Here is a 13,553-nt window from a genome sequence, read left to right on the forward strand (position 1 = left end):
CTGCACCCAAAGCACTCATTGTTCGAAGCTTTTAATTTTCCATTTAAAACCGCCGCTTACTGGTCGGTTTCGTAGGTTTGATATAATCGAGTGATGTGCGTCACTTTGTTTTCAAGTTCATCGATGGTCAAAATAATCCCATTGATCTGAACAGAACCAGTGGCTGTCACAAAACGGCTGGGCCGTTTTGTTAGCATGGTATCAAGAATGATCTGGGAATCCACCCCAATCACGCCATCAAGTGGTCCGGTCATCCCGATGTCGGTAATATAGGCCGTACCGCCAGTTAAAATCCGTTCGTCGGCTGTCTGGACATGGGTGTGGGTGCCATAAACGGCAGTGGCGTAACCATCCATAAAATACCCGAAGGCAATTTTTTCCGAGGTGGCTTCGGCATGAAAATCAACCAACACCAGATCGGCGGCTTTTAAGGACTCTCGGAGTGGTGCCATCATATTAAAAGGGCAGTTTAAGTTGGGCATAAAAATCTGGCCGGACAGATTCACCACCGCAATTCGTTTGGTACGGCCATCTTTTAGGGTGCAGTTAAAAAAATCATAGCCTTTGCCTGGACAGGGGTCGGGATAATTCAGGGGCCGGATAATCTGCGGAAAGTCGGCAATGGTTTCAAGTAGCTCTTTTTGCTGCCAGACATGGTTGCCCATGGTGATGACATCAATCGGCAAATTTAGCAATTCTTTGGCATTTTTAGTCGAGAGACCATTACCCCCGGAGGCATTTTCGCCATTAACAACCGTAAAATCAATGTCTTGTTCGGCAATGATTGTGGCCAGTTGGTCTTTTAAAATTTTTCGTCCGGGGCGGCCATAGACGTCCCCCAGTATTAGTATCTTCATCATTTATCCTTCTGCATTAAAAACTGACTAAAAAAAGGGGAGAATCTCTCCCCTTTTAGACTATTTAGCGTAGTCGCTAGCTCTCGTTTCACGAATCAGATTAACCTTAATGTTACCGGGATATTCCATTTCAGCTTCAATCTTCTTGGCAATATCTCGGGACAGCAAAATCATTTCATCATCGTTAACTTCATTTGGTTTAACCATAATTCTGACTTCACGTCCAGCCTGAATGGCGTATGATTTCTCAACCCCATCAAAGGACATGGCAATGGTTTCCAGTTCCTGTAACCGTTGGATATAAGAAACTAGGGTTTCTCGTCTGGCACCAGGTCGTGCTGCTGAAATGGCATCCGCTGACTGAACCAGAACGGCTTCCATCGTCCGGGCTTCAACATCACCATGATGAGCTTCGACAGCATGAATAACGTTTTTATTTTCTTTGTATTTTTTTAATACATTGACTCCAATTTCAACATGGGGCCCTTCGACCTCATGATCAATCGCTTTTCCAATATCATGTAATAATCCTGCTCGCTTGGCGATCTTAATGTTTCCATCCAATTCGGCGGCCATGATGCCCGCCAGATGAGATACTTCAATGGAATGCTTTAATACATTTTGACCATAGCTGGTACGGTATTTAAGCCGTCCCAAAAGCCGGACAATTTCCGGGTGCAGGCCATGAATGCCGGTATCAAAACAAGCTTGTTCGCCGACCTCTTTGATATGGTTGTCGACTTCCTTTTGCGATTTTTTGACCATCTCCTCAATCCGGGCAGGATGGATTCGACCATCAATAATCAGTTTTTCCAGAGACAATCTGGCCACTTCCCGACGAATCGGATCAAAACCAGAAAGAATAACGGCTTCCGGGGTGTCATCAATAATCAGATCAATCCCGGTGAGGGTTTCCAGGGTGCGGATATTCCGACCCTCCCGACCGATGATTCGGCCCTTCATCTCGTCATTTGGCAGGTTGACCACCGTAATGGTTTGTTCAGCCACATGGTCGGCGGCGCAACGTTGAATCGATTGGGCAATCAGTTCTTTGGCTTTTTTATCAGCAGTGGCTTTTGATTCAGCTTCAATCTGACGAATCATAATCGCCGCTTCCTGACGGGTATCTTTACTGATGTCTTCCAGCAAAATTTCTTTTGCTTCTTCATAAGTAAGCCCGGAAATCCGCTCAAGTTCCTTGACCTGCTCGTCATACATGCTTTCAACTTTTTCTTGCTTCTTTTCGAGTTCTTTGCTTTTTCGGGCCAGAGATTCTTCACTGCGTTCTAAATTTGTCAGCTTCTTCTCAAGGTTTTCTTCTTTTTGAATCAAGCGATTTTCAAGTTTCTGAAGCTCGGCTCGTCGTTCACGATTATCTTTTTCAAGGGATTCTTTTAATTTCAAAGATTCTTCCTTTGCATCAAATAGAATTTCCTTTTTTAAAGTTTCTCCTTCTTTGACGGCATCATTCACAATCGTTGTGGCGGTTAATTCAGCATTCTTTATCTTGCCTTCGGCAATATTTTTGCGTACCAAATAACCAATTCCAAACGCAGCGATGATACCAATGAATAAAATTATTGTTAGTATGTCTATAATTTTCACCTCCTTATAAACGATTTGCTATGTTTTTAATCTACTCATCATGATCTATATTTTATACTCTTTTGAAAATAGTGTCAAGAAACAAAGAACCCCACCAGGGGTTATTTTTAAGAAATCAAAAAAAGAACCGCTAAACGGCTCTTTTTTTATGGTTTTATTGATGGTTTGCTTATTCAATCTCTTCATCTTCGAGCAGGTCTGCTTCAACCGCTTCGGGTTCAGCCGTCATTTTGCTGGCCGCATTTTTGGCCCGGATTTCGGCTTCGATGGCATCGGCAACATCGGGGTTGGCTATTAAAAACTCCTTGGAGTTATCCCGACCCTGTCCCAGTCGTTGCTCATTATAGGAGAACCAGGAGCCGGATTTGTCGACGATTCCAAAATCGACGCCAACATCAAGAAGATCCCCTTCTTTGGAAATACCCTTACCATACATAATGTCAAACTCAGCCTGTTTAAAGGGCGGCGCAATTTTGTTTTTGACAATCTTCGCCCGGGTCCGGTTACCAATAATTTCGGTGCCTTTTTTCAGGGATTCAATCCGGCGGACGTCGATTCGTACCGAGGCATAAAATTTAAGGGCCTTCCCGCCGGTGGTGGTTTCGGGATTACCAAACATCACCCCGATTTTATCGCGCAACTGATTGATAAAGATGGTGGTGGTGTTCGATTTTTTAATGACCCCAGTTAGCTTTCTAAGTGCCTGGGACATCAGTCGGGCCTGGAGACCCATGTGGGAATCCCCCATTTCACCATCGATTTCGGCTCGGGGCACCAGGGCTGCCACCGAGTCGATGACAATGACGTCAATGGCATTACTGCGCACCAGGGCTTCAACAATTTCCATGGCCTGTTCGCCGGTATCTGGTTGGGCTACCAGCAGATTATCAATATCGACGCCCAGAGCCTTGGCATAGGTCGGATCCAGGGCATGCTCGGCATCGACGAAGGCGGCATTACCGCCAGTTTTTTGCGCTTCAGCAATGATGTGAAGGGCAATCGTGGTCTTCCCGGAGGATTCCGGACCGTAGATTTCCACCACCCGACCCCGGGGTACGCCGCCCACACCCAATGCCATATCCAGGCCGATGGATGAAGTCGAAATGACTTCGACATTCAGTTTGGCAGCTTCATCACCGAGGCGCATGACCGAACCTTTACCAAAACTCTTTTCGATGTTTCGTAGAGCTGCATCCAGAGCCTTTTGTTTATCGGTTAATTCTTCACTATTTATTTTTGATTTTTCAGCCATTTGTAACCATCCTATCTTTATTGAAACATTCGTTTCGGAACGTTCGTTCTGATTTAATTATAACGATTCAATTACGCTTTGTCAACTATGGTTTTGCGGATCAGATGGAAGACCTTATTGGCGGTTTTCTGCTGCACGACTTTGCGGTCGCCATTAAAATGATAGCGATAGACTTCGGTCTGGTCATCAAAACAGATGCCAATATAGACCAGTCCCACTGGTTTTTCGTCACTGCCGCCGTCCGGACCGGCAATCCCGGTGACCGACACATTAAGCCGGGCTCCGGAAAGGGCTGACAGGTTCTTACACATTTCGCTGGCGGTTTCGGCACTAACGGCCCCATAGGTATCCAGGGTGGCTTTTGAAACATTCAAGAGCTTCATTTTAGCTTCATTAGAGTAGGTCACTAAACCAAAGCCAAAAATTTTGGAAATCCCCGGCTGTTCGGTCAACTGGGCGGCAATCAGGCCGCCGCTGCAGGACTCGGCGGTGGCCAGCGTGATGGAGTTGGTCATTAATAATTCGGCTACCGTTTCCTGGAGCGATGCTTTGGAAAAAGTGAAAATATGGTCTTCAAACCGGGACAGCATAATCCCTTCGTAGTGATCCAAAAGCGCATTGATTTCATTTTCATCATGGCCATTGGCGGTAATCCGCACCAGTACCTCACCCATCTTGGCATAGGTGGCAATGGTCGGGTTGACCTGGGTATCAATCAGATCCAGCAGCCGGTCTTCAGCCGCCGATTCGCCAATATCCGAGAGATTGTAGTACCGTGAAATCACCAGCTGTTGATGATCCTGCTGTAACACCGGCAACACTGCTTCTTCAAACATGCGGGTCATTTCCCGGGGTGGCCCTGGCAACATGATAATAATCCGCCCCTGCTCTCTCAGTAAAATCCCCGGGGCCGTGCCGCAGGGATTAAATAAAATCTCGGCACCTTCGGGAATAAAGGTCTGCTTGAGGTTGTTGGGGGTCATGGTAAACTCCCGGTTGGCAAAGTACACCATTAAATCGTCTTTGGTTTTTTGATCCTGAACCAGCTTTTTGCCAAAAATTTCAGCAATCACTTCCTTGGTCAGATCATCCTGGGTGGGCCCCAGTCCGCCGGTGGTAATAATCAGGTCGCTGCGCTCAAAGGCGATTCGCACCGCTTCTTCCAAACGCTGCGGATTATCCCCCACGGTGGTATGAAAACACACCCGGATCCCCAACAGGGACAACTCCCGGGATAAAAACTGAACATTGGTGTTCAGGGTATCCCCTACTAACAGCTCCGTGCCCACCGAAATCAATTCACATTTCATTGGTCATTTCCTCTCAAAGTTTGATGATTAATACATATTGGCGTAACAAATTACATCGAACGAAACACTTTTTTATTAAGAATCAGATAGTCAATTCCTGAATACAGGGTCAGCAAGGTGGCCACAACCATCATAATGTCGGCCATCGGAATACTGAGAAGCGAAAATGGCCAGTTGTTAAAGAGTATTAGAATAATGGCAATCATCTGCGAAATGGTTTTGGCCTTGCCCCATTTGCTGGCAGCAATGATGATCCCATCGGCAGCCGCCAGCGACCGCAGACCGGTGATGGCAAATTCCCGGGCAATGATGATTATCACCATCCAGGCCGGAACCGAGCCCAGCTGGACAAAGCAGATCAGGGCCGAACAAACCAGTAACTTGTCAGCCAGCGGGTCCATAAACTTGCCGAAATCGGTGACCAGGTTACGGCTGCGGGCCAGATAGCCATCAAGGCTGTCGGTCAATGAAGCGATAATGAACAGGGCCGCCGCAATTGGCTCGTGGTAAGGAAAATCAATCAGCAGTGCAGCAATGAAAAAAGGGATCAAGACCATTCTGACAACGGTAATCTTATTTGGTAAATTCATTTTCAATATCTCCTATCAAATCATATTCGAGGGCTTGAACTATCTTAACGGAATAAAATTCTCCGATTGTTAAGGGATCACTACTTTCGACAAATACGGTGCCATCAATTTCCGGGGCATCGCCATAAAAACGGCCATAATAGGCCCCATCCTCGACACCTTCAAGCAGTACCATCAGGGTTTTGCCGATAAAACGTTGTTTCTGGTGATAAGAAAGCGCCTGCTGGGTGATCATGATTTCGTCATAACGCTGTTCTTTCTGGTCCTCGGTCAACTGATCCATAAATTCAGCGGCCGGAGTATTTTCTTCCTGTGAATACTTAAATACCCCTAAATGATCAAAAGGCAACACTTTTATTTTATTTATCAGATCCGTGTGGGCCGCAACCGTTTCTCCGGGAAAACCCGTGATAATCGAGGTTCGTAGCACCGCCTCAGGCAGGGTTTGGCGTATCTTTTTTACCAGTTGGCTAATCTGCGCAAAGCTCATCTTCCGACCCATCCGTTTTAACACCTCATCATTGAGATGCTGTAGGGGAATATCAAAGTATTGACAAATCGCCGGGTAGCGTTTAACCACTGCCAGAAGCTTGTCGGTAATGCCCTCGGGGTAAAGATACATCATCCGAATCCAGGTAAAATCAAAATTGCTGGCAATTACTTCAAGCAGAGCTGGCAAGTCCAGACCTTCATCCAGATCCTGGCCATATGGGGCAATGTCCTGACCAATCAGGATGATCTCCTCGATCCCCTGGTCCCTCAGGTACTGAAGTTCAGAAAAAATTTCCTGGCTGGGGCGACTGCGGTATTTTCCACGGATCTTGGGGATGACACAATAGGTACAGCCGTGGTCGCAGCCTTCGCTGATGCGGATAAAGGTGGACACTGTTCCCGGTTTTAGATAACGCCTGGTTTGGCTGATGGCTTTGTCAATATCGCCAAAATACTGGGGCATCACAGGGCTTGTGGGCGGGCTGGCCGGATCAGCCACCGGTCTTTCCAGCGACGTGATCAAATCAACAATATTGTCAAAATGGCCCACCCCTAAAAAGCCGTCAATTTCCGGGATTTCCTCGGCCAGTTCAGTATGATAGCGCTCGGCCATGCAACCGGCGACAATCAGCAGCTGGCAGGAGCCGGAATTTTTATAGCCAACATAGTCAAGAATATATTCAATTGATTGTTCCTTGGCCGATTGGATAAAACAGCAGGTATTGACAATAATAATCGCAGCTTCCTGGGGCTCATCAATTATTTCGTAGTTTTTCTCGGCAATCAAACCCAGCATCATTTCTGAATCGATGGTGTTTTTATCACAGCCCAGGGTGGTCATGTGGATGGTCTTCATTTTATGCTAATCTCTCCTATTATATTCATCTTCAGTAATCAGAATCTGCCGGGGTTTGCTGCCGTTGGGCCCGGAGATAATTCCCCGTTCTTCAAGGTCATCAATAATCCGGCCAGCCCGGGCGTAACCTACCTGCAGTTTTCGCTGCAGCATCGAGGTTGACAGCTGGTTGTATTCAAAGGCAATATTCAAGGCATCTTCCAGCAGTACATCACCTTCCCGGTTCTGCGTTTTTTCCTCCGGTTCCTGGGAAATGGCTTCTTCAATGGCGGCATCATACTGATGGCCCTTCTGGGGTTTGACAGCATCAATCACGGCATTAATCTCGGCATCCGAGACATAGGTACACTGAACCCGGGTCGGCTTGGACTGCCCCACCGGGTAATAGAGCATATCCCCCTTACCAAGTAGTTTTTCGGCCCCGCCGGTATCGAGAATCGTCCGTGAATCAGTATTAGAGGCCACAGCAAAGGCAATTCGCGAGGGAATATTGGCCTTGATCAAACCGGTGATTACATCCACTGACGGCCTTTGGGTGGCAATGATCAGGTGGATCCCACAAGCCCGGGCTAATTGGGCGATCCGGCAGATGGCATTTTCACATTCTTTGGGTGAGGTGATCATCAGATCGGCCAGTTCATCAATGACAATCACAATCCGGGGCAGTTTTTTCAGGCCAGTCGCCAGCATCTGTTCGTTGTAGCCCTCAATATCCCGAACCCCGGCATCTTTAAAGAGCATATAGCGGTCGGTCATTTCTTTCAAGCCCCAGTTGAGGGCATAGGCGGCTTTTTTGGGATCGGTCACCACTGGAATCAGCAGATGCGGAATGGCATTATACTGATTGAGTTCCACCATTTTGGGGTCGATCATAATAAACCGCAATTCTTCCGGAGACGACTTAAAGATCAGACTGACTATAATACTGTTGATACAGACACTTTTTCCCGAGCCGGTGGAACCGGCAATCAGAACATGGGGCATTTTGCCGATATCGCCAATCACATTTTCGCCGGACAGGGTTTTTCCCAGGGCAAAGGTCAGTGGACTTTTGCTGTTTTTAAAGGACGGGGTATCAATAATTTCCCTAAGACCGACGATTTCTGATACATCATTGGGAACCTCAATGCCGACCGCCGCCTTGCCGGGAATCGGGGCCTCAATCCGGATATCCGAAGTGGCCAGACTCAGCGCCAGATCAGAGGAGAGATTGACAAATTTATTAACTTTAACCCCCGGATCAAGCTGCAGTTCAAAGCGGGTTATGCTGGGACCGACATTGACCTCGACGATTTTGGCTTTGACGCCAAAATTTTTCAGGGTTTCTTCGATGATTCGGGCTTTCTTAATGACATCATCTTTTTTGGACTTTTTTTTAGTGGCCGGTGGATTTAAAAGTTCCAACGTCGGAAAGGTGTATTCCTCAACCTCATCTTCAAAACTGACTGCGGACAAGTCTAATACCTTTGTTTCATCGTCCGTTTTCGTTTCTTTGTGATAATCTTTGTTGGCGGCTTTTTTAGTCGTCCCCAAGTCATCAAAATTGGGCGGCTTGAGGAAATTCTCGTGAATCTTCATCGGGGTTTCCGGTTCGTCGGCATCTTCTTCAATAAAGCCGAAGGGATCCTGCCGGGTTTTCTTTTTAGTCGCCGGAATCACCCCGGTGACCGGTTCAAACAGGGGTTTTTCTGTGGGCGGAAGGGGCGGATGGGTTTCATTAATCTGATAAGGTTCAAACAAGGGGGCGTTCTCATCAAAATCACCCACCATCGGAATCAGGGTGGTTTCGGAGGTCCGTTCCTTAGTCGCCTTGACCTCTTTTCTGATCTGCTGTTTTTCCTTTAGCATCGCCAGCCGGTCTTTCAGCCGGTCTTTGACCGGAGGGGCATTGTCACTTTTTTCCTTAATCTGGCTTAAATATTTTTTTAGTCGGTTGCGGAAAATAAAAATTAAGATAATGGCCGAGCTGACAACAATCAGCAGCAGGGTGCCTTTGACCGCAAACAGCTTAATAAACAGAACTGCCAGCAGAATCCCGATAATCCCACCGTATTGGCCATACTGGGCCAAACTGAACAGCTCCAGAAGACTGTAGTCCATCAGATTGGGGGCATAAATTGTAAAACCGATCATCATGTTAACAAATAATAAGAAGGTCAGTACAAAGGTGGTGGCCCAATCAGTTATTTTATTCAGACACAATACCACCCCCAGGGCGCAGAGATAGAGAGATATAAAAATCGTCAGGGCGCCAAAGCAATACGAAAAGGCCTGACTGACAAAGTTGCCCACCATCCCGGCATTAAAGTCGATGTAGGCATAAATCGAGAAAACCCCCAGAATGATTAAGAAGATTCCGATGGCCATGTTACTGATGGAAAACCGTTTGGCTGTTTTCGGGGCCGGTTTCTTTTTGGTTTTCCCTTTATTTGATTTGTTATTTGGTTTAGTTTGATTTGGTTTCTTAGTTGTTGCCATTATGCTCCTCTGTTTAAAAAAAGAAATGATAAAAGGTGCAGGGATACCTGCACCTTGAGATTGTGTTATGGAAGTATGATTGGAAAGCGGTGCAGCAATCAATGAAGGGTTCATGACCTCAGCGTACTTTTTAACAATACCATTATTTTCCTGAATGGCCAAAGCCACCATCGCCCCGCTTACTGGCGACCAATTCGTCTACGCTTAAAACTTCCACAAAATCGGCTTTGACATATTCCGAGAAGACCATCTGGGCAATCCGTTCGCCGGGTTCCAGCTGGTAGGGCTTATCGAGTAAGTTTATCAGAATTATCTTAATTTCTCCCCGATAATCAGCATCAATGGTGCCGACGCCGTTGACCAGCGATAGGCCATGTTTAAGGGCCAAGCCACTGCGGGCCCGAATCTGAGCTTCCACCCCTATCGGCATTTCCAGAAAAATGCCGGTGGGAATCTGATAGACCTTGTGGGGCATGATGATCATTTTACCATCCAGATTGGCTCGCAAATCAACTCCGGCAGCGCCTGGGGTCTGATATTCCGGCAGTGGAAATGGTGACTGATTCAGTATTTTAATTGAATATCTATTATTCATCTTATTCCTTTGGCAAAACGGCCTTCCGGGACAGATTAATGCGGCCCTGTCCATCAATTTCCATGACTTTAACGGTGACCTCATCGCCAATTTTAACCACGTCTTCAACGGCATTGACCCGCTCGTGAGCCAGTTTGGAAATATGGACCAAACCGTCTTTGCCACCTGGTAGGGATACAAAGGCACCAAAATTCATAATTCGGACGACCTTACCGGTTAAGACCTCACCCACTTCCACTTCACGGACGATGTTTTCGATAATTTCTTTGGCTCGATTACCGGATTCGGTATCCACAGAAGCAATGAAGATCCGGCCATCATCTTCAATATCAATTTTAACGCCGGTATCATCGATGATCTTATTAATAACCTTACCGCCAGAACCGATAACGTCACGGATCTTGTCGGGTTTAATCTGGAAAATAATAATTCGAGGCGCATAGGGTGATAAATCTTTGCGGGACTCGGCAATTTCGTCATTCATAATGCCAAGGATATGCAGTCGGCCAATGCGGGCCTGTTCCAGGGCTTCGGTTAAAATCTGCTTGTTGATGCCATCGATTTTAATGTCCATCTGAATTGCGGTGATCCCCTCAGCAGTTCCCGCTACCTTAAAGTCCATATCGCCGAGGAAGTCTTCCATCCCCTGAATATCCGAAAGAATCGCCAGTTTATCGTCTTCTTTGATCAGACCCATGGCAATCCCGGCAACTGGCGCTTTTAAGGGCACTCCAGCAGCCATTAATGACAGCGAGCTGCCGCAGACACTGGCCTGGGAGGTGGAACCGTTGGAACTTAACACTTCCGATACCACCCGGATTGCGTAGGGGAATTCATCTTCGGATGGCAGCACCGGAATCAGTGCCCGTTCGGCCAGAGCACCATGTCCGATTTCACGGCGGCCGGGGCCCCGGGATGGTCGGGCTTCGCCAACACTGTAGGCCGGGAAATTATAGTGGTGAATATAGCGTTTGGAATCTTCGTTGGATAAACCATCCAGTTTCTGGACATCTCCTAAAACCCCCAGGGTGACTACAGACAAGACTTGGGTTTCACCCCGGGTAAATAATCCGGAACCATGGGGTCTTTCAAGAAAGTCAATTTTGGCGGTGATCGGACGGATCTCATCCATTTTTCGGTTGTCTGGACGAATCCGATCTTCAAGAATCATCCGACGAATTTCTTTTTTGACCAGCGAATTCAGAATCTCGTCGATATCATTGCCCTGGTTGGGATAGGTTTCTGCAAAATGTGCTCTGACCAGATTTTTAGTGGCCTCAATATTATCCAGTCGTTCCAGCTTATCGGCTGTTTTAACGGCAGTTGTCAACTGATCCCCTAAGAAAGCAACCACTTCGGCTTTGATTTCTTCGGCTGGGGTAAACAGCGTATATTCCTGTTTTTCTTTGCCCACAGTAGCGACGATTTCTTCCTGAAAGGCGACGATTTTTTTAATTTCTTCGTGAGCCAGCAAAATTGCTTCCAGCATCAGTTCTTCGGAAACCTCGTTGGCACCGGCTTCCACCATCATGATGGCGTCTTTTGTGCCGGAGACAATCAGGCTCAGTTCACTGATTTCACGCTCAGCTTCATTGGGATTGATAATGTACTTTCCATCGATATAACCAACAGCAACCGCACCGGTGGGGCCATTGAAAGGGATGTCCGAAATTGACAGTGCAATTGAAGAGCCAATCATTGCCGCAATTTCAGGCGCATTATCCTGATCCACTGACATAATCGTGGCAACTACCTGAACGTCGTTGCGAAAGCCTTTCGGGAATAAGGGGCGGATGGGTCGATCCATCAGTCGGGAGTTTAGAATTGCCCGTTCGGTGGGACGGCCTTCACGCTTAATAAAACCACCGGGGAATTTTCCCACGGAGTATTGTTTTTCTTCGTAATCACAGCTGAGTGGGAAGAAATCCATGCCTTCCCGGGGCTTTTTAGAAGCTGAAGCAACAGCCAGAACTTCGGTTTTACCATATCTGATCATCGCTGCACCTTTTGCCAATTGTGCCACTTCGCCAATTTCCACGCGGAAAGGGCGACCAGCAATTTGAGTTTCAAAAATATTCATTCTTTTCTCGCTTTCTATATATAATACGCCAAAAATGGCAGATTTATCGTTTTTCAGAACCAGGATCACCAACCGTGTTAAGGAGATTAAGTGCTAACCTTCAGGTAAAAAAAAGGGCGGAATACTCCGCCCCAAATTATTTTCTTAAACCTAATCTTTGGATTAGTTCACGATATCGTGTGATATCTTTGTCTTTCAGATAAGTTAATAATCGTCGTCGTTGACCTACCAGTTTCAGTAGACCGCGTCGTGAATGATGGTCTTTTTTATGGATTTGAAGGTGTCCATTAAGATCATTGATACGGGCTGTTAATAGTGCAATTTGTACCTCTGGTGAACCAGTATCACCCTCAGCTTTTTGGTAGTCTGCGACAATCTGTGCTTTTAATTCTTTTGTGATCATGTAAAATCTCCTTGTTTTTTAATTTAGCCATAAACCGAGTATTTTGTTGGAGTGTCAAAAAACTAAGTGAATGGTAGTAATTTAATGAGTATATCATAAACAGTTAGGCTTGTAAATGGATTATTTGATAAAATCCTTGCGGATCTGATCGATATCCATTCTGATTTGATTGATTAAATCATCAATGGAATCAAATTTAATTTCGTCCCGGATTTTTTTAATGAATTCGATGGTGATTTCGTGATCATAAATGTCCTCATCAAAATCATAAATATAGGTTTCGATGCTAAAGGGGTGTTTTTCAAACGTCGGGTTAAATCCCAAATTGGTTAAGCCATGAAAACATTGTCCCTGATAATGAACATGAGTATAATAAACGCCGGTATTCGGCAAAATTAATTTCTTATCGAGTTTGATATTGGCAGTCGGAATACCATACTGGTGTCCCAGTCCTTTGCCCTGAACAACCACGCCACTGAGGGCATAATTTCGGCCCAGAAAGGTTTTAACCTCATCCACCTGACCACAGCTGATCAGCTCCCGGATAAAGGTGGAACTGATGGAATGGGTATTGATGATAAAGGGGGGTAGAATTTCTACGGCAAAGCCGTATTTTTTGCCCAGCTCAACTAAGGTGGCGGTGGTTCCGGCACCCTTGTAACCAAAATTATAATTAAAACCAACCACAATGACTTTGACATTGTATTTTTTTAGCAGATAGTCGGTGATAAATTTCTCTGGGGTTAGCTTCATCAGCTTTTCGGTAAAGGGATTCAAGAAAACGAAATCAATGCCATAATCCTGAATCATGGCTTCTTTTTGGGTATTGGAGGTGATCAGCCAGGGGGTATAATTGGGAAAGATCAGCTCCAGAGGGTGTTCCTTAAAGGTCATAACCCCGGTTTTGCACCCGATTTGCCGACCAATTTCTTTCGTTTTTTGCAGTAAGGCCCGGTGTCCCAGATGAACGCCATCAAAAAAACCCAGGGCTAATACCATTTCTTCGCCGTGATACGTTTGTGCTGTCATGTTTTA

General features: G+C 46.2%; 11 protein-coding genes. All 11 read right to left on the reverse strand.

The genetic code is table 11. From position 1 onward, the window contains the following. Window positions 1-56 precede the first annotated feature (56 nt). The 11 genes from CHL1_RS08735 to CHL1_RS08785 all read right to left on the reverse strand — a co-directional run bounded on the left by CHL1_RS08735 (window position 57) and on the right by CHL1_RS08785 (window position 13,547). Complete coding sequence (locus tag CHL1_RS08735) at window positions 57-860, reverse strand: TIGR00282 family metallophosphoesterase (RefSeq protein ID WP_338078306.1); 804 nt, start codon at window positions 858-860, stop codon at window positions 57-59. A 57-nt stretch (window positions 861-917) separates the two neighbouring features. Next, the gene (rny, locus tag CHL1_RS08740; RefSeq protein ID WP_139142350.1) at window positions 918-2,462 is read right to left on the reverse strand and encodes a ribonuclease Y; all 1,545 of its coding nucleotides are present in this window, start codon (window positions 2,460-2,462) and stop codon (window positions 918-920) included. A gap of 169 nt (window positions 2,463-2,631) precedes the next feature. After that, window positions 2,632-3,714 carry a recombinase RecA gene (gene recA / locus CHL1_RS08745; RefSeq protein WP_070372192.1) on the reverse strand — a complete coding sequence of 361 codons (1,083 nt, stop codon included), beginning with the start codon at window positions 3,712-3,714 and terminating at the stop codon, window positions 2,632-2,634. A gap of 71 nt (window positions 3,715-3,785) precedes the next feature. Continuing rightward, complete coding sequence (locus CHL1_RS08750) at window positions 3,786-5,024, reverse strand: competence/damage-inducible protein A (RefSeq protein WP_250936112.1); 1,239 nt, start codon at window positions 5,022-5,024, stop codon at window positions 3,786-3,788. 50 nt (window positions 5,025-5,074) lie between these two features. Further along, the gene (gene pgsA / locus CHL1_RS08755; RefSeq protein WP_250936114.1) at window positions 5,075-5,614 is read right to left on the reverse strand and encodes a CDP-diacylglycerol--glycerol-3-phosphate 3-phosphatidyltransferase; all 540 of its coding nucleotides are present in this window, start codon (window positions 5,612-5,614) and stop codon (window positions 5,075-5,077) included. Further along, window positions 5,598-6,962: a 30S ribosomal protein S12 methylthiotransferase RimO gene (gene rimO, locus CHL1_RS08760; RefSeq protein WP_250936116.1), complete on the reverse strand. Its 1,365-nt coding sequence runs from the start codon at window positions 6,960-6,962 to the stop codon at window positions 5,598-5,600. Before rimO ends, pgsA begins: the two co-directional genes overlap by 17 nt. A 6-nt stretch (window positions 6,963-6,968) precedes the next feature. After that, a complete protein-coding gene (locus CHL1_RS08765; protein ID WP_250936118.1) occupies window positions 6,969-9,440 on the reverse strand; it encodes an FtsK/SpoIIIE family DNA translocase in 2,472 nt (823 codons plus the stop codon). 142 nt (window positions 9,441-9,582) lie between these two features. Further along, window positions 9,583-10,035 (reverse strand): dUTP diphosphatase, encoded by a 453-nt coding sequence (gene dut / locus CHL1_RS08770; protein WP_250936120.1) that lies wholly within the window; start codon window positions 10,033-10,035, stop codon window positions 9,583-9,585. A gap of 1 nt (window position 10,036) precedes the next feature. Then, window positions 10,037-12,115: a polyribonucleotide nucleotidyltransferase gene (locus CHL1_RS08775; protein WP_250936129.1), complete on the reverse strand. Its 2,079-nt coding sequence runs from the start codon at window positions 12,113-12,115 to the stop codon at window positions 10,037-10,039. 136 nt (window positions 12,116-12,251) lie between these two features. Then, on the reverse strand, window positions 12,252-12,515 hold the full coding sequence (gene rpsO / locus CHL1_RS08780) for a 30S ribosomal protein S15 (protein WP_425341595.1): 264 nt from the start codon (window positions 12,513-12,515) through the stop codon (window positions 12,252-12,254). 123 nt (window positions 12,516-12,638) lie between these two features. Then, complete coding sequence (locus CHL1_RS08785; RefSeq protein ID WP_148637083.1) at window positions 12,639-13,547, reverse strand: bifunctional riboflavin kinase/FAD synthetase; 909 nt, start codon at window positions 13,545-13,547, stop codon at window positions 12,639-12,641. Window positions 13,548-13,553 lie beyond the last annotated feature (6 nt).

The organism is Acetobacterium wieringae, from assembly GCF_023700225.1.
Taxonomy (GTDB): Bacteria; Bacillota; Clostridia; order Eubacteriales; family Eubacteriaceae; genus Acetobacterium; species Acetobacterium wieringae.